18 protein-coding genes are annotated in these 23,836 nt (G+C 37.0%); 4 read left to right on the plus strand and 14 right to left on the minus strand.

The window, feature by feature from the left end; all coding sequences use genetic code 11:
• On the plus strand, nt 1-456 hold a 456-nt coding region (locus tag Rain11_RS03935), incomplete at its 5' end, for a transposase (protein ID WP_207764417.1).
• A 201-nt stretch (nt 457-657) separates the two neighbouring features.
• The gene (locus Rain11_RS03940) at nt 658-1,215 is read left to right on the plus strand and encodes a hypothetical protein (RefSeq protein WP_101358040.1); all 558 of its coding nucleotides are present in this window, start codon (nt 658-660) and stop codon (nt 1,213-1,215) included.
• A 219-nt stretch (nt 1,216-1,434) separates the two neighbouring features.
• Here the strand turns inward: Rain11_RS03940 and mreC are convergent, their stop codons facing one another.
• Nucleotides 1,435-2,289: a rod shape-determining protein MreC gene (mreC, locus tag Rain11_RS03950; RefSeq protein WP_101358042.1), complete on the minus strand. Its 855-nt coding sequence runs from the start codon at nt 2,287-2,289 to the stop codon at nt 1,435-1,437.
• A 31-nt stretch (nt 2,290-2,320) separates the two neighbouring features.
• Entirely contained in the window at nt 2,321-3,346 is a 1,026-nt protein-coding gene (locus Rain11_RS03955; protein ID WP_101358043.1) for a rod shape-determining protein, read from the minus strand.
• A gap of 262 nt (nt 3,347-3,608) precedes the next feature.
• Here Rain11_RS03955 and Rain11_RS03960 point away from each other — a divergent pair, with 262 nt between their 5' ends.
• Nucleotides 3,609-3,878 (plus strand): hypothetical protein, encoded by a 270-nt coding sequence (locus Rain11_RS03960; protein ID WP_101358044.1) that lies wholly within the window; start codon nt 3,609-3,611, stop codon nt 3,876-3,878.
• Between the two features lie 47 nt (nt 3,879-3,925).
• On the opposite strand, the gene Rain11_RS03965 is transcribed toward Rain11_RS03960, so the two are convergent.
• The 5 genes from Rain11_RS03965 to Rain11_RS03985 all read right to left on the minus strand — a co-directional run bounded on the left by Rain11_RS03965 (nt 3,926) and on the right by Rain11_RS03985 (nt 11,811).
• Complete coding sequence (locus Rain11_RS03965) at nt 3,926-4,669, minus strand: 5'-nucleotidase C-terminal domain-containing protein (protein ID WP_101358045.1); 744 nt, start codon at nt 4,667-4,669, stop codon at nt 3,926-3,928.
• 3 nt (nt 4,670-4,672) lie between these two features.
• Nucleotides 4,673-5,464, minus strand: a complete 792-nt coding sequence (locus tag Rain11_RS03970) for a M48 family metalloprotease (protein ID WP_101358046.1) — start codon at nt 5,462-5,464, stop codon at nt 4,673-4,675.
• 83 nt (nt 5,465-5,547) lie between these two features.
• Nucleotides 5,548-6,516 (minus strand): helix-hairpin-helix domain-containing protein, encoded by a 969-nt coding sequence (locus tag Rain11_RS03975; RefSeq protein WP_101358047.1) that lies wholly within the window; start codon nt 6,514-6,516, stop codon nt 5,548-5,550.
• 28 nt (nt 6,517-6,544) lie between these two features.
• Nucleotides 6,545-8,575: a sensor histidine kinase gene (locus tag Rain11_RS03980; RefSeq protein WP_101358048.1), complete on the minus strand. Its 2,031-nt coding sequence runs from the start codon at nt 8,573-8,575 to the stop codon at nt 6,545-6,547.
• On the minus strand, nt 8,572-11,811 hold the full coding sequence (locus Rain11_RS03985; RefSeq protein ID WP_101358049.1) for a ligand-binding sensor domain-containing protein: 3,240 nt from the start codon (nt 11,809-11,811) through the stop codon (nt 8,572-8,574). The genes Rain11_RS03980 and Rain11_RS03985 overlap by 4 nt, the downstream gene beginning before the upstream one ends.
• A gap of 93 nt (nt 11,812-11,904) precedes the next feature.
• Between Rain11_RS03985 and Rain11_RS03990 the strand changes: the two genes are divergently transcribed.
• Nucleotides 11,905-12,621, plus strand: a complete 717-nt coding sequence (locus tag Rain11_RS03990; protein ID WP_133121497.1) for a hypothetical protein — start codon at nt 11,905-11,907, stop codon at nt 12,619-12,621.
• A gap of 1 nt (nt 12,622) precedes the next feature.
• Here Rain11_RS03990 and Rain11_RS03995 read toward each other — a convergent pair whose 3' ends face one another.
• The 7 genes from Rain11_RS03995 to Rain11_RS04025 all read right to left on the minus strand — a co-directional run bounded on the left by Rain11_RS03995 (nt 12,623) and on the right by Rain11_RS04025 (nt 23,788).
• Nucleotides 12,623-13,663 (minus strand): COX15/CtaA family protein, encoded by a 1,041-nt coding sequence (locus Rain11_RS03995; protein WP_101358051.1) that lies wholly within the window; start codon nt 13,661-13,663, stop codon nt 12,623-12,625.
• Between the two features lie 34 nt (nt 13,664-13,697).
• A complete protein-coding gene (locus Rain11_RS04000) occupies nt 13,698-14,546 on the minus strand; it encodes a DUF4249 domain-containing protein (RefSeq protein ID WP_101358052.1) in 849 nt (282 codons plus the stop codon).
• Nucleotides 14,547-14,765: 219 nt separating this feature from the next.
• Entirely contained in the window at nt 14,766-16,394 is a 1,629-nt protein-coding gene (locus Rain11_RS04005; protein WP_101358107.1) for an acyl-CoA carboxylase subunit beta, read from the minus strand.
• A gap of 216 nt (nt 16,395-16,610) precedes the next feature.
• Nucleotides 16,611-20,051 carry a hypothetical protein gene (locus Rain11_RS04010; protein WP_101358053.1) on the minus strand — a complete coding sequence of 1,147 codons (3,441 nt, stop codon included), beginning with the start codon at nt 20,049-20,051 and terminating at the stop codon, nt 16,611-16,613.
• 142 nt (nt 20,052-20,193) lie between these two features.
• Complete coding sequence (locus Rain11_RS04015; RefSeq protein WP_101358054.1) at nt 20,194-21,039, minus strand: C40 family peptidase; 846 nt, start codon at nt 21,037-21,039, stop codon at nt 20,194-20,196.
• Nucleotides 21,036-22,556, minus strand: a complete 1,521-nt coding sequence (locus Rain11_RS04020; protein ID WP_101358055.1) for a serine/threonine-protein kinase — start codon at nt 22,554-22,556, stop codon at nt 21,036-21,038. Before Rain11_RS04020 ends, Rain11_RS04015 begins: the two co-directional genes overlap by 4 nt.
• Nucleotides 22,553-23,788, minus strand: coding sequence for a Stp1/IreP family PP2C-type Ser/Thr phosphatase (locus tag Rain11_RS04025; protein WP_101358056.1), 1,236 nt, complete (start codon nt 23,786-23,788; stop codon nt 22,553-22,555). Before Rain11_RS04025 ends, Rain11_RS04020 begins: the two co-directional genes overlap by 4 nt.
• Nucleotides 23,789-23,836: the final 48 nt, after the last annotated feature.

Raw genomic sequence — 23,836 nt, forward strand, 5'->3', positions numbered from 1 at the left:
GGACATAGCCCCGTGCTTCGGGAAGGCTGTCGTTATCAACACCTTTCTGCCATCAGTGCCATTAGTCCTGCGGGTGATTTGGTGTATCAAATACAAGAAAGTAGTTTCAAGGGCAAAGATGTGGTAGGTTTTCTCAAAAAATTACTTGACACTTTAAAGCAAAAATTACTCATCATTTGGGCTGGGGCACGTATTCATTCCAGCAAAGAGGTGAAGGATTTTTTACGAAAAGACAAGAATGAAACTATTTATCTGGCTAAAATTCCCCCCTATTCCCCTGAATTGAACGCAGATGAACAGGTCTGGAAAACCCTCAAATGTGATATGCTTAAAAATGTTGTCTGTAAAAACTTAACTCAACTCAAAACTAAACTTCAAAATGCTTTTCAAGTACTTCAACAAGCTACAAAAAAAATTGCTAACTTCTTTAATCACCCGAAAGTAGGTTTCGTATAAATCTTAAATTTATTTAACTATAAACAAGACCTCTAATGATGAGTTTAGGAATATAATGTATGAAAATATTTATTTCTGGTGGCAAAGAGGGCATAGAAAATATGGTTCTTCGGCTTTTCCAGACTTTGAACCAAAAGCTATGTTATATCTTTTTAGCACATTTCATCAATATAAATATCGTACAATTTAAATTAAAAACTTATGAGAATATTCAGATTTATAATCATTTCATCATTTTGCTTTATTTCAAGCAAAATTTTTGCTCAAAACTGGTATAATAACCCAACATTTACTATTAATGGAGAAACTTACAAGGTAAAAGCATTAGTAGATAATCAAGGCGAGGGCATAATTTTCGTGGAAAACCTGAATAATAAATGTGGAAAATTTCCTTATCAAAGAACATCCAACTATGAGGAAATGGCTACTAGGTGTACAGCCTTAGATGTTGTAGATGTAAAATATCTAATGCTCAAAATCAGAGAAATTGTCAATAATATTTTTAGTTTGGAGGAGAGGATAGCAATTATTCAGAATGAAAGCTATTTTAGAGTAATCCCCAGAGTTACATATGAAAATAAAGTGGAAGTTAGATTTGAGTTCCGTCCTAATTCAATTATCACTCCTATGCAAATCTACACTATGGATATGGCATTAAGGCAAATTCCCATTTCTTTTAATCCAAGAGGTTATTGTGCAATGATTGACCTCAAATGTATTGAGGCAACAGGTGTCTTCTGCCCAAAAATAGATGAATAAAGAATTAATTTTCACATTAGAGTGGTATTCACCTCTTATCTTGAAGTATAAAAGAATTTTTTCAGTAAAACATAAAAAACGACCATATTCACACAAGCTGAATGTGGTCGTTTTGGTTTTTTTAGGGGCAAAACTTGATGACCTATCTTTCCCCCGCATCGTTTGCCTTCTGAGAATAGACATAAAAACTTTTTCTTAATTTTACAAGTACCAAAATAGTTACTTACGAGGAATATTAGTGGTATCTTTCTCTATTTCGGTTTGCTCTTGCTGTAATCTGTTTTTTACCACATACACATAGCTTAGTGTATTAAAGTCGGTCGAAAGGCGTACATCAATATCGTGAAAAGTAGAAGTTTTTTGTGGGTTGATGCGTTCTACTACGCCTACCATAATTTTTTCAGGGAAAAACACATTATAGCCCGAAGTAACTACGGTATCACCTATTGCAACAGGAATGGAAAGTGGAATATCTTTGAGTTTGGTATAACGGAAATTGCGGCTATCCCACTGAATATAGCTCAAATAAGCCTCGCCTTGTAAATTTTTGAGTTTTACTTTTACAGAAAAGGTACTTTGATTATGCAGAATAGTAGAAACTACTGCATAATGCTCCGAAACTTCTATCACCCTACCTACAATACCTTCCGAAGTAATAACTCCCATATCTTTCTGAATGCCATTGGCAGAACCTTTTTCAATGGTTATGAAATTACGAAGTTTGTGAATGGTTTTATTGACCACTTTGGCAGGTTCAAACTGATATTTGGAAATAATTGCTTCATTACGAATAGGAATAAGATTTTCAAAATGGCTTTGTTTCAGACGCATCAGCTCATTATTGAGGCGGGCATTTTCTTCGCTTAAAGCCTGATTGACTTCCCGCAAATGAAAATAATTATTTACTTCATTTGCCCAAGCATTGAGCTTTCCCGAAAAAGCAGAAGCCGTATTCAAAAAATATGCTTTTTGATAATTGTTGAACCTGACAATCATCAAAAAGCAAATGATTTGTAAAATCAGAAATAAAAAAGTTGCCCGAAAACGATAGACGAAATCAAAAATGGCTTGCATTGCTCAAATTTGAACTGACTTTGAAAACCTTTTAGGTCATCAATACCTTTTTATAGGCTTGCAGATTTTTTAGGGCAATGCCTGTACCTCTTACCACAGCCCTTAAAGGGTCTTCGGCAACGTGTACGGCTAATTTGGTCTTTTGAGCAAGACGTTTATCTAAACCTTTGAGCAAAGCCCCTCCGCCTGTCAAATGAATACCGTTTTGATAAATATCCGAAGAAAGCTCAGGAGGAGACATTTCCAAAGCATTTAGCACAGCATCTTCAATTTTAGAAATTGATTTATCCAAGCAGAAAGCTATTTCCTGATAGCTAACCTTGATTACTTTGGGAATGCCTGTCATCAAGTCTCTGCCTCTTACTTCATATTCAGGTGGAGGATTATCTAACTCGGCAAGTGCAGAACCTACTTCCATTTTGATTTTTTCGGCGGTTCTTTCGCCTACAAGCAAGTTATGCTGTCTTCGCATATAGTCGGCAATATCGCGTGTGAATACATCACCCGCTACGCGAATAGATTGGTCGCAAACAATTCCTGAAAGAGCAATAACAGCAATTTCGGTAGTGCCTCCCCCAATATCTACAATCATTGAACCTATGGGCTGTTCAATATCAATACCTATGCCAATTGCGGCGGCAATAGGCTCATAAATCATATAAACTTCCTTTGCTCCTGCGTGTTCGGCAGAGTCTTTTACAGCCCTTTTTTCTACCTCTGTAATGCCCGAAGGGATACAAATTACCATTCGGTAAGAAGGTTGAAAGAGCTTTCGGCGAGAATCTACCATTTTTATCATACAGCGAATCATCTGTTCGGCGGCGGTAAAATCTGCAATTACACCATCTTTTAGAGGGCGAATGGTTTTTATTTCGCTATGTGTTTTTTCGTGCATTTGCATAGCCATTCTGCCAATGGCAAGCACTTTACCAGTTTTGCGGTCTATGGCGATAATAGAAGGCTCATCTACCACAATTTTATCTTTGTAAATGATAAGAGTATTGGCAGTACCCAAATCTATGGCGATATCTCCTGAAAAAAAATCAAAAATTCCCATTGTTACAAAAAAGGCTTTTATTAGAATTACGAACTTTCGTGGAAAAAGTTTCTTATTTTACCCAAAATCAGGATAAGAAAGCCTTAAAAGGCTTAAATTCGTGCAAAAATACAGACTTTTTTTTGCAAAACAACATTTGTAAAAAAAATTGTTTCACTTTTTTACTTTTTTGAGTTCAAGATGTAAGATTTTTGCTCAAAAGTTTGCTTACTTCAAAAATTATGCTTAATTTTCTGCTCATTCAAACAAACCCCTTACGATTATGTCTTATTACAGAATTATTGATGGCAAAAAGTATGATGACGAGCTTCTCAAAGCCGCCGAAGAAGCCGTAAAAGGTCAAGGCGATGGACGCATTTCCTTGAAAGATGCCCAAGTGCTTTTGGAAAAGGTGAAAGATGGCAATTCGTACACCGATATTGAAAAAGACACAATGGCATACATTCGTGAGAATTTCAAATGGACAGAAGAGGCTGATGAGTGGTTTCGTACCGAAATTCGCAAATGGGCGGCAAGCAAAGGCAAAGATTAAGCAAAGAAAAACCTATAAGAGACCTTCTCTTATAGGTTTTTTCAAAATTAAGGTCGTTCTTCTACTCTTCCCCCCACGCTTGCTGTTACTTTTTTTCCTTGTTTGTGCAAGTTTTCAATTTCTTGAATTATCATATCTCTGTACTTTACATTGGTAAAGTGCATATTTTTGGCTTCTTTCAGAAAATCCATACTATCACCGCCGTTTGCCAAATAATCAGAAGTTGCTACGCGGTAAATTGCATTATCTTCAATGGGTTCGTTATTGATAAGCACATCTTTGAGCTTTCCACCTTGAATAAGCACTTTTGAGTTGGAAATAGCAATATTGCGAACTGCAACCAAGTATTCAAAAAGTTTTCGCATCGTCTTTCCGTCTATCTCCAAAACAACAAGTTCATTTTCAAAAGGCATTAGCTCAAAAATATCACTGACTTTAATAGCTCCTGCGGGTATGCTGGTTCGCAAACCTCCAAAAGTTACAAAACCTACATCTATTTTTTTGCCTGTTTCTCGGCTAGCCCGTTGTTGGCACATATCTGCCACCAAATTGCCCAGAGGCGTTTCATTCACTTTTCTGCCATTGGCTATTTCTGTTTCGGCATAACCAATAACTCTTTGCATTTGAGCATCTAATTGCTTCTTGTAAGGCTCAATGGTTTGCACAATTTGAGCATCTTCTTTGATTGAGGCATTTACTTCGGTAAAATGTACGTTGCGTTGCGAAATCTGATAGAAAGCTGGTTGGCAAGCTGATACGAGCAACCCTAAAAGGAAAATAACTTTTTTCATAGCTTATGGCAAACTGGCTTTTAATTTTTGATATTCGGTTTTACTATCAGGTTTATTGGTAGGGCAATTGATAGCTTGTGCTTTCTGATTGATAGCCTCTACTCGGTTGCCGGGATTGGGGTGCGTGCTTAAAAATTCGGGGGGCGTCTGGGCTCCACTTTGAGTTAGCTTGACAAAGAAATCGGCAGCACCATTGCAACGATATTGCGTTCCTGATAGGTATTCTACTGAAAACGCATCTGCTTCATATTCGTGGTCGCGGCTGAAACGCAAACCTGCAAGAGCGTTAGCAAGATTTTTTAGGTCTTGTCCGCCTTTTTGTCCCAAAGCAATTTCTACAAGTAAAGCCACTCCAAATTGTTTTTCAAGTTGTCTTGCCGAATGTTGTCGGTCGGCGTGGGCAATTTCGTGTCCCATTACGCCTGCCAGTTGGTCTTCGGTTTCAAGATATTTGATAAGCCCCGTATAAACAAAAATATAGCCACCGGGCGTGCAAAAAGCATTCAGCGTTTTATCATCTTGAATAATTCTCACTTCCCAAGTGAATCGGTCTTTTAGTTCCACTTTTCCTGAATTGAGAATATTTTGTGTAATGCGATTGATATGCCGATACGCTTCGGGATAACGCTTTTCATCAAGAATAGGGTAATTCTGTGGGTCTGATAAAATTTGGTCTCTTACTTGCAAACCCAGATTTTTTTGGTATTCTATGCCAAAAATAAGAGGCTTCTTGCAAGACTGAATAATGAGCAAGGTAAAGCTCAAAAAAATGAATAAAAAAATAGCACGTTTCATTTTCGGTTGAATTTTAAGGTTGATGTTGTTAGGTTTTATATGTTTTAGTGCTATGTGGCAAAGTTAAAAAAAGTTTCCGTAAATCAATCAAAAAGTAAATAAGGTTTAAGTTTTTGTAAAGTAGTTTCATCTATGGCTTTGATTTTTGCCAAATCAGCCTCATCTTTGAATTTGCCGTGTTGCAGACGATAATTTACAATAGTATTTGCCAAGCGAAAACCGATGTAGGGGTGTCCTTTCAAATCATCAACGCTGGCTGTATTGATAGCAATTTTTTTCCACGAATTAGGCAAGATATAAGCATATTTTTTCAGACTATTGATAGAAACGCTATCTAAACCCCATATTTCACTGATTTGCTCCATACTTGCAAAACCACCTAATTTTTCTCTATATTTGATGATAGTCATTGCTCTTTTTTCGCCAATGCCTCGTAGTTTTTTCAGGCGGGCGGTATCGGCTTGGTTCAAATCAAACTTGGTTACTTTTTGTTGAAAGTTGTTTCTATTTTGGGTGGAATCTTTGTAGTAGGCAAATTTTCTTTCAAAATACTCTTGTTTGTTTTGCTTTGTGGAATATTGCCTGAAAGGTTGTTTTGAAGGCTTTTTCTGCCAATTTGAACCTTCTATGGCTATGAAAGGTTCAAGAGTTTGATAAAGTTCTTCGGGGAAATCATACACACGAAGCAAATCTTCTTTTTTGCGGAACTTGCCACCTTTTTTTCGGTAGTTTTCAATGCGTTGAGCTGTATTTTCATTCAAACCTAATTTAATCCAGTCCTCTTTTGAAAGTTTATTAGGGTCAAAAGGTGATAATTCAATTTCAGGAAAAATAGGCTCATTTTCATTTTGTAAATTTTCCAGATAAGCCACTATGCTATCCTGAAAAACTTGATTAGCCGAACTTTCAAATGTTTGCTTGAAGAGCAAATTTTGCAGATAGGGCAAAAAAAGTAAAAGCACAATAATTGCAAAAAGTAATATTGTGCCATTGGTTTCCCTTTGCGAAAAACCAAAAGCATTTCGGATAACTTTTTGCAGGTACGAAAGCATATAATCCGCAGTTTAATAGAATTTCATATCAGGCAGAGTGTCCGTTAGTCTGGTAATGTATGTTTTTTTCTGGTTCTTCAAGCAAGTTCGGAATTTCAATCTTAAAAATTGTGCCTACATTTATTTCAGAGTGCATATCTATTGTACCTTGCAGTTTGGTAATTGTTTCTTTCACTATAAAAAGCCCTAAACCTGCCCCTTGGCTTTTTTCAGTGGCTCTATAAAACATATTAAATACTTTTCCTAAATGCTCTTTGCCGATACCTTGTCCATTATCAGAGATGGTGATACTTGCTTTTTCTTTGCTTACTTCTACCTGAATTTTTACGTGAGACTGCACGTTATCGCGATGATATTGTATGCTATTGCTAATGATATTATTGAGTATAATGGCAATTCTATTTCTATCAGAAACAAAAGGTAAATCCTGACGGATACTGATAATTTTCTTGACTTTATCGTAGCCGACATCTGTTTTTCGTTGGTTTAGTACCTCATTAAGCAATTCTCGGAAAGAAATATGTACTTTTGAAACATCTACACGGGCATTTCTTAGCAAATCAGTTAGTTCTTTGGTGTAAAGGTCTAACTTTCTAATACTTCGCTCTTGCATTTCCAAATACATCATCAGATTCTCTTGATTTTTATCTTGCTTCATTAGTTGTATTAGCCCAATCAGCGATTTAAGCGGTGAACTTAATTCGTGAGAAATACTATACACAAATCTATCTAACTCTTCGTTTAGCTTTTTCAATTCTTCGTTTTGTCTCATTAGGTCGGCTGTTTTTTCTTCCATAATACGTTGCAGAGCGGCATTTTTTTCAGCCTCCATTCGTTTTTTATCTTTTTCTTTCAAAATTTGAGTTTCTTTACGTACTACTTCCAAACTTGTTTTGTGGAATCTCACTAAAAGCCCCAAAGAAATAGTAAGCACATATAAAATATAGCCAATATGTAAGCCATAAACTGCCCACCACGCAGGAATAATGTGTGAAAAAGAAGGTAAAAGACTAATAATTACACCAATAGTGAGAAATATATTGGCTGTAAGCAAATACGAAGACATTGGTACTTGGTTTTTGTAAGCCCACACAAAACTCCATAAAATAGGTATAAGGCACAAAGGCACCATTGTTACAAGTAAATAAATGGCAGAAACATTATCTACAAAGGAAAGAGCAAAATTGCCAAGAAAGCCGATAATACATACATTTAATAATTTTGTCAGAAAATATTGGGCAGGAAGTTTGAGAAAGCCTATGTTGAAAAGTAACAAAAACACCATTCCCGAGCTTAGAAATGAGGCTTCTAATGAAATATGGGGCTGTAAAACTCTCACCAAAGGCGTATAAAAGCCTAAAATGCCGTCATACGTAGATAGAGCAAATGTAAAAAGTAAGGAACTTGCAAAAGAATAAAATAAAATTTTCTCCAAGGTTATTAGGAAAGCGGCAAAGTTGTAAAATATCAGTAGAAGCATCACAGAATAAAACCCACCCAAAAGTAAGTAAATAATCAGACTATCCTTCTGAAAGGTTTCATCAAGTTCCAATTGTATAGGAATATTCAAAAAAGCTCTTGAACGAACTTTCAAGACCAACCAATATCTCCCTTCTTTCAAATTGTTTAGATTAAAAGCAATTTGGTTGTTGCTCACAGAGCGTTCTATGGGTTTGATAGCAGAGCCGCTTTTCTGCTGAGATATTATTTTGCCATTTCTATCAATGATAAAAAAATCTACAAAATTTACTGAGGGGTCTGTAATGGTCAGAATATAATTAGTGCTATTTTGATGTGCTTGAGGTACATACAAATTACTTTTCAGCCAGAAAGTTGAATTTGAAACCCCCAAGTGCAAATGATTTCGTGTTTGTATAGGCTCAAATTTTATGTTCTCCTCAAAAATTTCTTGCAAAGAAAGTTTATTGCTTTTATCCTCAAAAATCTGAAAATAAGAGGTAATAAATTTTTTATTATTCTTTTTATCTAACACAAGGACATCATTATTTGCCCAAGCGAAATTGCAAGTCCAAACAAAGCACAGAATAAAAAATCTCATTGCTCTAAATCCATTTGAATAGTTTGCTGAGGAGTATAATTTCCTGTTTCTTCAAATTTGGGTAGGGTAAAAGAAAAACAAGTTCCCACACCTTCCTCACTTTTAACAAATACTTTTCCTTTGTTTTTTTCAACAAATTCTTTCACAAGTACAAGCCCCAAACCAGTACCTACTTCATTGGCTGTACCTTTGGTAGAATAACGTGCCGATATATCAAAAATTTTACTCATAGCAAATTCATTCATTCCTACACCTGTATCTTCTACGCTCACTACAATTTCATTTTTATCTATTTTTGTAGAAATGATGACTTTCCCATCAGTGGAAGTAAATTTGATAGCATTGGAAATAAGATTACGCAATACAGCCTTGATAGAATTGGCATCAGCATAAGCAAACACTTCTTTTTCTACTAAATTGATAAGATCTATGCCTTTATTTTGGGCTGAAATAGCGAGCAGTTGTAAATTTTCTTCTGTTAGGGTGTGCAGACATAATTTTTCGGGCTTATACTCTAAAACTCCCATTTGCGAACGCGACCAAGAAAGGACGTTTTCCAGCAATCCATAAAGATTTTTTACTGATTTGTTCAAACTTCCACTCATAAACAAAATATCCTCACGGCTCATAGCGTCCAAATGTTCTGTCATTATGTTTAGAAAAGCTGTAAGCGAGTTAAGAGGACCTTTGATGTCGTGAGCTAAAATGGAAAAGAACTTATCTTTGGTAACATTGAGCTGTTGTAGCTCTGCCTTTTGTTTTTCAATTTCTTCATTTTTTTTCAGAAGGGCTTCATTTTGCAAAAGTAGAGCCTTACGAGCTTCTTGCACTTTTTCTTCTAAAAGTCTTTTCTGTGCCTCAATAGCCTTGATACGTTGCACTACTACAAAAGCAATAAAAGCAATGATAAAAGTAGCAATTAGCACCGAAAACCACCAAGTTTGCCAAAAAGCAGGCATTATGGTAAAACTATAAACAGCAACTTTTTCGCTACATTTGCCATTGGGCAGGCAAGCTCTTACAAGAAATCTGTAATTTCGGGGGGGTAAATTGGTGTAAATGGCTTCATTTTTACGGGAAGGTTTGCTCCATTCGTTTTCTATACCTTCAAGTTTCCATTGAAAGAAAAGATTTTCGTCAGAGTAATCAAGTGTTTCAAAATGAAAAGTCAGATAATTGTAATTGTGAGGTAATTTTAGATTTCTTGGTACAAACTCCCAATCTTGCAAGCCCTGATGATATTTTTGTAAATCTTTGGAAAGCCAATCCGTTTTTTGCAAATTAAGGTCTAAGTCTATAAGGTGGGCGGCAGGAATTTGGATATCAAAATTCACAAAATCAGGTTGGCATTTGATGAGTCCCTTCACGGTGCCTATCCACACGTTGCCGTCTTTATCTTCAAAAATTGCTCTTTCGTTGGCTTCAATACTGGCAAAGTTATTGTCTTGGTTGTAAGTTTTAGTTTTTTGGATTTCCCCTTTTTCATTAAGTTGTAAAATGTTGATACCATTTTGAGTACCCAACCAAAGCCAATTTCGCCTATCCACTAAAACAGAATAAATGGTAGCCGAGCTAATTCCAGCCCTTTCATCATAAATTTCAAACTTTTCGGTGCTTTTATTGAATTTTACTAAGCCGCTAAAAGTGGCAAACCATAAGTTTTTTTGCTTGTCTTCAGTGGCAGAAATGATATAATCCACGTGTAATTTATGTTTTTTATCATAATTAAGCATTTGCTTTCCATCATAGACCGATATACCGTGATTGGTGCAAATCCAGATTTTACCTTCGGAATCTTCAAAAACATCATTGATCAAATTACTTACCAAGTTGCTATTTTGCGAGTTGAACCATATAGTTTTATGAGTTTGATAATCGTAAAAATACAAACCCTCTTGGTAAGTAGCTATCCAAAGTCCTTTGGTGGTATGCCGAATAGCGTTGGTATAAATATCATCAGGTAAGCCAAATTTTTTAGAAACATTTACGAGTTTGCCTGCCTGCACTTGCCACAAACCTCTGGTACTACTCATAAATATCTCATTTTTATCATTAATAGCTATACCACAACCTCGCTTCACATACTTTTCTGTGGTTACAGGTATTGTCTTGAAACTTTTATTTTCAAAAAAACCAAGAGGTTTATCGCCATTTTCAGCAATCCATAACTTGCCTTCTTTATCTTGTTGTATTGCCCAAATAATACCCGTCTCAAATCCTACTTCGGTGTGAAACTGAATAAAATCTTCCCCCATATACCGAATAAGTCCTTTCCCATAAGAACTTAACCAAATATTATTTCGGTTATCTTTGAAAATCACATATACATTAGCCGAAGGCAATCCATTAGAAGTATTGAAGTTGGTTATTTTTCCATTTTTTTCAATAATAGAAAAGCCCCTTTTTTGAGTTGAAAAGAAAATATTGCCCTGTACGTCTTCAGTCAGGTAGAGGAAGTCGTTAAGGGGTACGCTGGCGATTTTATGCAAAATTTCAAAATTTTCATTTTTGAAAGCAAATAGAAAAAGTTGATTATTTTGCTCTATCAAAAAACGCGGCTCTTTGTGCAGGTTGCTGTTTAATAATAGTATCTGAGAATGAGGTGGTAAAGACTTATTGATTTCTGATACTTTCAACCTTTCGTGAACGTACTCAAAAAAACCCTGCTCTGTTTGAATAAAAAGAGTGTTTTGTTTATCAACTGCTATTGCCCATACCTCATTGTTTTGTAAAAGTTTGAGGTTTTGAGCCGTGAAATCTATAAATCGCTCTCCATTCCAATGTAAAATTTTTTTCTTGCCCTGAAAAGTTTTTACAAGTACCCATAGTTGGGTTTCATTTGTTTCTACCACTTCGTACCCTTCGCCGCTCACAAAACCTTCTGCATCAGCTATTTTCTGAAAGGTTTTTCCATTGTAAATGGTAATTCCTTTTTCGGTAAAAAACCACAGGTTTTTCCTTTTATCTTCGTAAATCTTTTTTACTCTATCATTTAGTAAACCATTACTTTTGTTAATGACTTTGAAAGATTTGCCATTGAAGCGAGCTACTCCCCCGCCATTAGTAGATATCCAAATCATTCCACGGCTATCCTGTAAAATATCTGTAACTTCAGACTGCGGTAAGCCATTTTCTATGCCATAGGTTACAAAACGATATTGTTGGGCAAAAGTCATAGATATTGCCAGAAAAACCAACATACAACTCACCGCACAATATTGCACTAATGCAATCATTTTACAGAATAGCTTTTATGCAAAGATAAAAAAAAAATCCTATCTCTCTTGGAAATAGGCATTTTTTTTCATAAATTGTTAAAAATCAAATGTATGTACAAGATTGTTGGTTTAAGTGTTTTGTGGTGTTTCTTTTCTTTTTCTTTTCTTTTAGCCCAAAAAAAGAAGCACTATTACACTGATTTTAAGCCAACTTACAAGCAATGGGAACGCAATTATATTATTGACAAAATAGAGTATCGCAAAGATAGTTTAGTTGTTTTTTTTAGATACTATGCAATCAGCCAATATACGTCTGTTGAATTGCACGCCCCTGCTCCCATTGGTGCATACCCCTATTGCTTGGAAAATACTGAAAATGCAAACGAGTTTTACGAAATGGTTGATATGAAAAATATTCGTATTGGCGACTCTTTGCTTCTTTATTCCTTAAAAGATATAGGGAAACCTAGTATCTATTTCAGAATGCCTTTGAACAAAATGCTTACCTATGAAATTCATTTTGTAAAGCCCCCGAAATCTCTTAAAAAAGCCAACTTGTATGAGGGTAGGATTGCTAAAAACAGGACTAATCATTTCCACGCCTTGGATATTCCTATCAAACATTCTCCTGATGATGATTTGGGTAATGAAGAGGATATGAAAAAAAACATTACCGAATTTGCCCAAAAAATGTATGTACCACCAGCCCCGCCTAAAAAAAAGCCTGAAAAGGTTAAAACTACCAAAAATGATATGCCATTCATTCAACAAAAGCCACCAATTGCCGAAAAAAACAAATTCAATCAAGAAGCAAGAATTAGAATGTAGCTTAGGCAGAGGAATAGCTTTGGGGTTTCAAACGTAGCCAAATTTCCCATTCCAAGCCCATCATTGCCACTGCCAAAAGCAAATGAATGGGTTGTAGGAAAGCAGGTATAGCAAAATATGCCATTATCGCTCCTGTAATTGTAGCGGCAATAAGCACGCCCAAAAGCAAAAAGTAAGGCTTTTGGATAAAAGAAAATGCTCTTTCCTTTTTAAGCCTATACAACAGAAAAATATTCATAGCCAACAAAAAAAGTGAATACGAGCGATGAATGTAAAAACGAATGTCTAATCTTTCAATCCAGTACGCCCGATTAGTAATCTCTCGGGCAAAGGCATCTATTTGCTCACGTACCTGCGTACCTAAAAGCACTTGCCCCAAAGAAAATAACAAATTCAGAATAAGCAGAAATTTTGTCAAATTACTCACAGAAAAATTATTAACACTATCTATCTGCAAAGTGCTTTGAGCCAAATGCACGGTATAAGCCATCAGAAGCACCTGTACCACTGCCAAAAACATATGCAGCGTTATCATTCCTTCCAAAAGATTGGTAGAAACCACAATAGAGCCTATCCAGCCCTGAAAACCCACTAATAGCAAGGCTATAAATGATAAAATACTCACAATGGGCTTGGTTTTAAGATAGCTTAAAGAGGTAATGAACGTTACAAAAATAAGTAAGCCAATCAGAACACCTAAAAGCCTATTGAGGTATTCAATCCAAGTTTTTTGAACATTAAAATCCTCTTCAATGTAAATAGTTTCGTCATTTTGCACTCTTTGAGCCGCTTCCTTCATTCCAATAGATTTCAGAAAGCCAACCAAACGCAGATTTTTTTCTTTGCGTTTTTGGGCGTAAATTTCTTTATAATTCTCAGGAAGTTCACTTATGTCAGTTGGAGGAACAATTTTACCAAAACATTTAGGCCAATCGGGGCAACCCATACCCGAACCTGTACTTCGTACAATGCCCCCAACCAAAATGAGTAGATATACTGCTAAAATGGTTACCCAGCTAAACTGAACAAAATTTTTTCGCATTTGCCTAAATTTTGGCTTGCAAATTACAAAAAATTCAATTTTTCTTGACTACAATCCACTGCTCATCTTTTTGGATAGTTGTAAAAATACCGATACCTCCCTGTACTCCCGAAATAATTGGCGAAGGTTGTGCGAAAGGATTTCCTGCCGCATCGCGAGCATCTTCTACACTTCGCAAGTATGCATAGAATTGCCTTTCAATGTGAAATAGTAAAACTTGCAAAGTATCTTTATCTTTGAAACGATAAGAAGTACCAATGCTTATTTCTCCATTAGTTGCAGTGATACCTCTGTAAATAAAATCTAACTGATTGTTGAGCTCATTTTTTCGCTTTTTGTTGATGATAAAACGATAAAAGTTTCCGCTGGGCGAAACATTGTGCCGAATAAGCACGTATGCTTTGGCTGTATCAATTTTAGGCTCTTTATCAGCATCTTCAAACTGCCAAATCAATTCTTTGATAGGCAATTCTTCTAAAAATTGCGTTTTACCAGTTACTTTTCTGCCTTTGCTATCTATTATTTCCAAACTAAATTCTCCGGTAGGATTTGTAGGCAAGGGTAAATCTGAAACATAGTTATAGACTTTGCGAAACAGGGTATCAAATTGTACTTCATAATGCAATGGATACACTACATCACCATTTCGTACAACAACTTGGGCATCTTTTATTTCAGGAATTTGCAAGTTATTATCCAAAAAATCTTGACTTTCAGTAAGAAGCAAACGAATAGGTTTCCCACGCTCTAAATAACATTCAACAACCAGTTTTTTTTCATATTCAGGAAGTTTGAGGTCAATATCTCGTTCCAAGCCACAAGCTGAAAGAAATATTGTAGCATAAAGCAAAAATTGGCATAAACGAAAAGTAGCAGGTTTCATAGATTTTTTTTACAAAATAACGCTTTTTCAAGGGAAAAAGTTTTTTGTATAAGCTCTGTATGAAGTATTTTCAAGCCTCACTTGTCATTGCAAAAAAGATTATTTTGTGATTCTGAACCACAAAAATGGAAATCTTTTTTAATCCTAAACAACTTCAACATAAAAAACGACCCCATTCACACAATCTGAATGTGGTCGTTTCTGTATTTTGGCTAATCATTACACCTGAATTACCCCTACGTTATAGCGTTTGGTGATGGGGGCGTGATTAGCGGCTTCAATACCCATAGAAATCACTTTGCGAGTATCCAGCGGGTCAATGATGCCATCTATCCACAAACGAGCCGCCGCATAATAAGGCGAAAGTTGATTGTTGTAGATTTCGGTAATCTCTTCTAAAAGTTTAGCCTCTTCTTCGGGAGTGATTTTCTGTCCTTTGGCTTCCAGTGCCGCCACACGAATTTGCAAAAGGGTTTTGGCTGCCGAAGCCCCGCTCATTACCGCAATTTGGGCAGAGGGCCAAGCAAAAATTAAGCGAGGGTCATAAGCCTTGCCACACATAGCATAATTGCCCGCCCCATACGAATTGCCTACAACAATCGTAAATTTGGGTACTACGCTATTTGCCATAGCATTCACCATTTTTGCCCCGTCTTTGATAATTCCGTTATGTTCAGATTTGCTACCAACCATAAAGCCTGTTACATCTTGCAAAAATACCAAAGGAATCTTCCGTTGGTTGCAGTTCATAATAAAACGAGCGGCTTTATCGGCAGAATCAGAGTAAATAACCCCCCCCATTTGCATTTCTCCTTTTTTGGTTTTGACCATTTTACGCTGATTGGCAACGATGCCCACCGCCCAACCATCTATACGAGCATATCCACAAAGCAAGGTTTTTCCATACAAAGCCTTGTACTCATCAAATTCGGAGTTATCTACCAAACGTTCAATAATTTCTCGCATATCGTAAGGTTTAACTCTATCGGCAGGCAAAATGCCGTAAATTTCTTTCATATCTTTTCGGGGCAGAGCAGGCGTAGCTCTATCAAAACCTGCTTTTTCAAAATGTCCGATTTTTTCAAAAATTCTACGAATAGCATCTAAACAAGCCTCATCATTAGGATATTTGTTATCCGTAACGCCTGAAATTTCGGAATGCGTAGTAGCTCCTCCGAGTGTTTCGTTATCTACCTCTTCACCAATAGCCGATTTTACAAGATACGAACCCGCCAAAAACACCGAACCTGTACCTTCTACAATAAGAGCCTCATCACTCATAATAGGCAGATATGCTCCACCTGCTACACAACTTCCCATAATAGCCGCTATCTGGATTATTCCTTCGGAACTCATCACGGCATTATTACGGAAAATTCTGCCAAAATGCTCTTTATCAGGGAAAACCTCTGCTTGCATAGGCAAATATACGCCTGCACTATCTACCAAATACACGATAGGCAAACGATTTTCTATGGCAATTTCTTGGGCTCGCAAGTTTTTCTTGGCAGTAATAGGAAACCAAGCTCCTGCTTTCACGGTTGCATCATTGGCAACTACAATACATTGCCTTCCTGCAATATAACCCATAATTACTACTACTCCTCCCGAAGGACAACCCCCTTCTTCCTCATACATTCCATCTGCCACCAAGGCTCCAATTTCCATTTGTGGTTTATCTTTATCCAAAAGGTAATCAATACGCTCGCGGGCAGTCATTTTGCCTTTGGCTTTGTGGGCGGCGATACGTTTTTCACCTCCTCCGAGCTTTACTTTTTCCCATTTGGCATTGAGTTGAGTAACCCATTGTTTCATCAAATCTTCATTCTTGTTAAATTCTATATCAATTTTCATTGGCGTTGTTGTTTTGAAAATCTTATTACCTGAAAACAGCCTCAATTTAGAAATTAAAATCAAACTACCAAAAACTTTGATAAGCGAAAATGCTTTTTCGTAAAGCTACAAATTACGTAAATGGTTTTTATGGGTAAATCTTAAAAAACTCTAAAATTAGCAACCCGAATACAGCACAAGATTTCTCACCCTTGCACCTTGCCTCTTTTTTTAGAACAAAACCCCCGCTTGCACTTGCCCGAAGTGAATAATACGCTCTGTGTTAGGCATTTTTCTGCCATTATACAAAAAATTGATTTGCAAGCCGCTTGCAAGCCGTTGTTGGTAAGAGGCTGTCCATACCCAATTTTTGCCTACTTGTAAAGCCTCTAACATTTCGTATGCCACAGGCGACTGCGTTTCGCCAAAAAAATTCATATCTACCCAACGAATTTGAGCCGAAAATACAAAAGAGGCGGGTTTGCTCCAACGAATTTCTCCGCTCCACTCTTGTTGGTGATTTTTTTCATTGCCTAAAAGATTCCTTTTGAAACTTTGCAGGTTAGCTACTGAAATTCGTAAATTTTGTGTGGGTTGAAAAGCTACTTGTGGCTGAAAACCCCACGTTTCTACCCAAAAATTACGATTTACAAGGAAATCTGAAGCATTGCGAAGGTTGATATGCTTACTTTGCCATTGCAAATTCCACTGCTTGCCTAAATTTTTCCGAAAATTCAAGCCTTTTTCTTCTTGCAAGCGAGTTTCAAACCCGTTTGTAAGGAGTTGCTTTTGCCTATTGGAGCTAAAACTCAAATCTGCCCCTAAATCAGGATTGCCACGCTTAAAAAACAATACCCCCCGAATATTCTCCTGTGCCGAAAGCAGGTTTTCATTCTGAATTTTTGAAAAAGGAAAAACTCTTCTTAAAAAGTCATTCTCAATAGTTTTCCTACGAATTAAAGCACTGCCAATAACCGAAAATTGAGCAAGTATTTTCTTAAAATTTGGTACATTCAGCCAAGCAGTAGGCATTTGCAAATTAAGACGATAGTTCAAATCAGTAGCAAAGGCTTTCAGATAGCTATCTGTGGGGGTGAAAATTTTAGCGTATTGTCTTTCGTCAGGATTGAGAGCCAAATAAAATTCGGTGAGTTCGGCAATACCATTGCTGTTATCATCACGCCACGTATGCGTACCTTGCCCCGTAGGCACTTGTATAAAACTAAATTCACGTCTCAATTCGCGTGAAGAGACATTTTGCCAAATCAGTTCGGAGCGAATATTTTTTTGCCAAAAACTACGTTGCCATTCCAAACGCCCCATTAGATTTTCCTCGTTTTGATTTGACAAAATAAAATTTTGTACATTCCGATATGTTGCTTGTAATTTAAGATTTTCTTTGGCAGAAGTTTTGGTTTGCAAAACACCTTGAAAGGTTTGGGCTATGGTACGGAGCCTCATTTTTCCTGCAATAGGCTGATTATCAGTGCGGTAACTATATTCGGTGCGGAAGCGTGTAGCAAGGCTATCAGCAGTTTGCAAGAAAACTTTGTGTTCATCAAAGTGCATAGCCGTAAAAAAAATGGAGTCGTTCTCGCGTTTGCGAAGGGTATTTTTGTCCAAGTTGAAAGCGTAACCTTTTTGCCATTTTCTGCCTTGATGAGCAAGCTCCACATTAACTCTTTGCCACCGAGCAGAATTATTAGGTTGAGGCTGTAAGGCATTGAGAGCAAAAAAATCGCCTTTGAGTAGAAAATTTCCTAACTTTTGCGAAAGATTAAAATAATGTTGAAACCCGTCGTTTGTCTGCCCACGTTTTCGGTAGAAATGTTTGGTGGAAATATAATTTTGCACATCTTTTCGCAAGGAAAACTCTAAATGAGCAATATGTTCGGTTTGGCGGTCGGGTATGCTCAAAGTATCCAAATTCAAATTCCAATCTCGGTTAAACTCTATGGGACGAAACCTATCAATGGGCAAGAAAGTAGGACTATTGTATTCGTAGGAAATACTTTTTTGCAAGGCATATTTTTTCCAGTGAAAGCGATTTTTTTGTTCTGCTGTGATTTTGAAGGCTGTGCCGTTATTGTCTTGGTCATCAATTTTAGAAAATCGGTTCAAATCTCTTTGAGAAAAAGCCATTTCAGCAGAAATTTTTTCGTACTCGGTGGGTTTGAAATTTATTCCTGTACTTATCATTTGTCTTTTTTGGGGCAGTGGCACAAGGGCTATGGGTTCAAAATTGCCTTGTGGAACGCCACCAATAGGCTCTACCCACTGAAAAATTCTGCCATTTTGCAAAGTGCTTTTGAGAATGTAATTCCCTTTGTTAGCACCAACTTCTGTGAAATTTACCTGCCAATAGGCTTTTGGTGGGTTTTGTGAATAAACGAAAATATCTTGGTAAAATCCTGAACTTGTGAGAGTATCTTTTTTTTCATAGAGAATTAGGTTTTGCGAAAATGTTACTGAATCAGCAGTACTAACAAAGGCTTGTTGAATGTTATCACCAATTTGCGAAAGTTGTAATTTTTGTTCATCAGTAAGGCTGAGCGTCAAGGGGTTACGAGGATTGTCTGTTTCGGCATAATATTGCCCAAAAATTTCCCATTTTTTCCATTTCTGAATATGCAAAGCCTTTGTATTGGTACGGGCATAATTACGTTCTGTATATTCGTAATCTACTCGTATGCGAGTATATTGCGTAATAAGAATGTTGGGGTTGAAAGTAATTTCTGCTAAATTGTAATCTATCACGTAGTCGGCATCAAAGCCCCGCCGAAGCAGTTTGCCATCTACAAAAACTTGCTCTGTATTAGCGATAATCACGATAAAACGCTCATTATTAGCACCACGTAAGCGGTAAGGACCTTGTACGCCTTCAAGCGGTACAATAGCCGTAGAAGCGAAACGTCCTTTGGCAAGAGCTATACCCAAAGTAGTTTTTGACTGCGAGCTATCAGCGTATTTTTGGTTGCTTTCCAATTGCACGCCTTGCACATTCTTGTAAAAACGCAGAAACTCCGAAGGCTGATTTTGCATAACAATATCTCCTGCTTGCAGGGTAGTCGTTTTACTTTGTAATTCTACCAAAACCCTATCCAACTGCTGAATTTGTTGGGTATTGCCTTCGGGCTGAAAAGGTACTTGCTGGTCGGTAATAAGGGCTTTGAGGGAAATTTCGGGACTAAGTTTGCCTTCAAGTTGCAAGTTCAGGGTAGAATTAGTTACGGCACTTTGCTGATTGCCCAAAGCAATGCCTCTGTAAATAGCTCCTGTTTTTTGCAAGCTATCGCTTGAAAAAATACCCTCCCGCTCTTTGATGATTCCTTGTTGCTCAATAGGCACAAGCGGCACAATAAAAAACGAAAGTGTATCTACGGAAGGGCGTTTTTGTAATTTTTTTTTCAAAGAAAAAGGTAAAACTTCATAACACAGCCAAATGCTATCTTGCGGGGTGTAGTTGTGCTTACTTTGCAAAAAAGCCTCATTTCTTGAAAAATCAAAAATAACTTTTAGTGAAGTATCATTACTTTGAAAACGAAAGCTATTAGGCAAAATAGAAAGTGTATCAGTAATTTTATCGGTAAAAGCAATTTTTTTACAACGTTCTTGGGCTACAATGCTAAAAGGCAAACCAAAAATAAAAAAAACAATCCACTTAAACCCCATATCAGAAAGGGAATTTTTCGGGGAGAGACAATATTTGCCCAAAAACAAAAACATTGTTGCTTGAAACCTACAAGATTTCAGAAAGTTGGTGTAGTAAAATTTTTGACAAAAAACAGCAAAAATTATGCTTGAATTGGCAAGGCTACACTATTCGGCGGAAACTATGATTAAAATGCGAATAAGTTTGGGTTTCTACGTCCAAGATGCCTGTTTCGTCTAACCTATCCACACGCACTCGTCCTCTTGCGTGTATAATGTGGATAACTCGGTTTTTTACCCAAACAATACCCGTGTGGATAACTCGGTTTTCTCTTTGGAAAAATGCAATATCCGCAGTTTTTAAGTCAGAAAATTTGACTTCTGTACCCAAATTAGCCTGTTGATAAGCATCGCGGGGTAAATAAATTCCAAAAGTTTTCCACACTTCTTGCACAAAGCCCGAACAATCCAGCCCCCAAAAACTTTTTCCTCCCCACAAATAAGGAACATTTTGGTACGCCATTGCCCGATTTACCAAATCTTTATCAGAAAATTCATTACGAGAATACACATTTCCACGAAAGCGAAAAGAAATACTATCTATTTCAAAAAAGTAGGTATCACGCGGTTTGATGATGGCTTTATCTTTACGAATTTGGTAAAATGGCAAAATTGCCCCCTTACTTATCCAAGTGGTATTCACAAAATTTCTTTTTTCATCAAGTTCAATGGCTTGGGCGTGAATACTACTTACAATAGCGTGAGCAGTGAGATTTTGCGTGTAACGCTCAAAAAAACTCTCGCTAATAGGCTTTATCTGCAATGCATCTACCCAACCCACATACTTATCCAAAAAGTTTTGAACTTTCAGCCATTTCTGATTTTCACTTATTTCCAAAACTTCCAACACTTCGCCAAAACGCAACTGCGTAACTTGTTCTGCTTTGTCGCTTGGGTCGGCACGCAGGGGTACAATATCTAAAAGGCAAATCCCAAAAGGAAACATCATTTTACTCGTTCTAAATCATACTTATACAACCAACCACTGGTAACCTTTCCACCATAGTGGAAATTCGTATAAATAAAGCCATTACGTTCTTCTTCTGCAAGTACAAACTGCCCTGCAATTACATAAGCATTTGTCGGATAGTCCAAAGTAGGCTCCTGATAGAAATAGGCTTGCGAAGCAATCACTTTATACACAGGGCGAGGGTGGTCAGCGATGTAATGCTTAAAAACATAGCCTCTATAATTCTTATATCGTATTTCTACCCAATTAGAATCCGTCGTAATTTCGTTGATTACATACACTTCGCTTGCATAAGGAATTACGGTAAGTACATTGCCTGTTTGAGGATAATCTCGTAAGTTTAAGCTGGTAGCAGTTACATACATTTTGTAACCTCCTGCTTCTTCTGATGTATTGTCTGTATTTTGCGAATAACTTTCTTTTTTACCCAATAAATGCCATAATTCGTAAGTAACAAAATAACGAACCTCAGGAATGAAAAAATAAGCTAAAAACGAAGCTAATAATATACCCAAAATCCATTTCCAAGCACGACTTTTTTTGGGAGGTGGAGCAGAGACCACGCTGGGGTGCTGAAAAGTTTTTGGCTGTTCCTGAATTTTTACATCAGGCTTTTCTTGTGGAATAGGTTTAGGTTCTATTTTAGGTTGAACTTCAATAGGTTTGTTAATGGGGGTTTCTTTTTCTTTCAGAAACTTTACTATTTCAAGAGCTGTGGCAAAACGTTCTTGCGGATTGCGTTGTAAGCACTTACGTATCAGTTCGATAGATTTATCAGAGATTTTGCCTTTCAACTTATTAAAGTCAATAAAATCTTTATTGACAATTTCATCATAAATCGCATATTCGGAAGTATGATGAGCCAAAGGGTACTCTCCAATGAGCATTACGTAATAAGTAAGCCCCAGCGAGTAAATATCCGTGCGATGAGTAATATCTTTATCCCCTCGTACCTGCTCGGGACTCATAAAATAAATAGACCCCATTCGCATACCTGTTTTAGTCAGATGGCGAGAGGTTTCATCTAACATTTTGGCAATGCCAAAATCTAATACTTTAACCCTATTTTCAGGACTTATGATAAAATTAGAGGGCTTAATATCTCTATGAATAACCCCCTGACTATGAGCATACGCCAAAGCCTCTGCCATTTGAATAAGCAATTCTTGGGCAAGTGGTTCGGGGAGTTTTCCGTTTTTTTCTATAATTGTATCCAGAGGCAAACCTTCGGCAAATTCCATTATCAAAAAAGCCTCGTCTCCTTCCTCTACATAATCGTATAGTGTTACAATACCCGAATGATTGAGCCGAGCCATTGTAGCGGCTTCATTCTTAAAACGCTCTTTGAGGTGAGGATTTTTTGAAAATTGTGGGGAAAGAACCTTTACAGCGGCTTTTCTATCTATGCTCTGATGATGAGCCTTATAGACAGCCCCCATTCCACCCTCTCCAATCAATTCATCTATCACATATTTACCAACTACACGCCCTTTCATTTTTGTTCAGTTTTAGACTTGTTTTGTTGAGTGTTTTTAGGGTTATTTTTTTGAGTATTAGACTTTGCATCAGTTGTTTTAGTATCTTTTTTAGGATTTTCAGTAGTCTTTTTATCTGTTTTTTCTTGTTTTTTCTCGTCTTTTTCGGTTGGCTTAGGTTTTAGTTTGGTATCTTTTTTCTTTTCGGTAGAGTCTTTGGGTTGGGTATATTCTTCATTTTCCTGCTTATTTTCCACAGGGTATTTGCGTTGTGAGTAATCGGGGGTAGGTTTGGCTTGCAAAGTGTCTGTGGATTTTTTTTCAGCCGTACCACTATGCTGAAAAGCCCACACCCCTACAAGCAAGGCTACCACAGCAATCACTCCCCCCAAAATATAGTGTTTAGATGAGATTTTTTTTCCCGAAGGCAATTGGGTAAGAACTACTGACTTATAGATACCAGCAGGTAAGGTAGCCTGAGAGCGTTGTTGGGCATAAAAACGAACGAGTTGGACGGTAATATTATCCGTTCCGCCTGCTTCGTTGGCTTTTTCTATGAGTTTTTGGGTACGTTGCAGAATATTGAGCGTTTTATCTGTAATAATTTCAGCGATTTGAAAATCGCTTATCATACCATTCAAGCCATCGGAACAGAGCAAGAGCAAGTCATTATCAGCAGGTAAGATAGGCAAAGTCCCTACTTCGGGTACAACTTCTTGATGAATACCCAATGCACGTAAAATTTCATTTTTACGAGGGTGCTTTTCAGCGTCTTCATCTTTGATAAGCCCCCTATCTACTAGTTCCTGCACAAAGGAATGGTCTTTGGTAATACGATGCAAAGTTTGTGTAGCTTGTTCAAAATAATACAAACGGCTATCGCCTACGTGTGCATAAAAAACTTGATTGTCCCGAATAAGCACTGCTACAAGGGTTGTTCCCATTCCTGCATATTCGCTGAATTTTTGGGAAGTTGAAAAAATTATCCAATTGGCTTCAACAATAGCTTTCCGAAGAGCCTCTTGGGGGCTGGTATAAAATTCTTTGTTAAAAAAATCTTTTAGACTTTCTACAGCAAGTTGAGAGGCTTTTTCACCTGCCTGATGCCCACCCATACCATCACAAAGCACAAATAAATGCCCATTGGGTGTTTGAAAATAGCCCAAATAGTCTTCGTTATTAGAGCGGACTTTCCCTACATCAGTAGCGTTGCCAAATTCAAAGTTTTTGAGTTCTTGGGTAGAGGATTTCATTGATGAAAAGATCTTACAATGCCTTTCAAAAGTGAAAAAAAATCATCA

The organism is Raineya orbicola (assembly GCF_002843425.1).
Lineage (GTDB): Bacteria > Bacteroidota > Bacteroidia > Cytophagales > Thermonemataceae > Raineya > Raineya orbicola.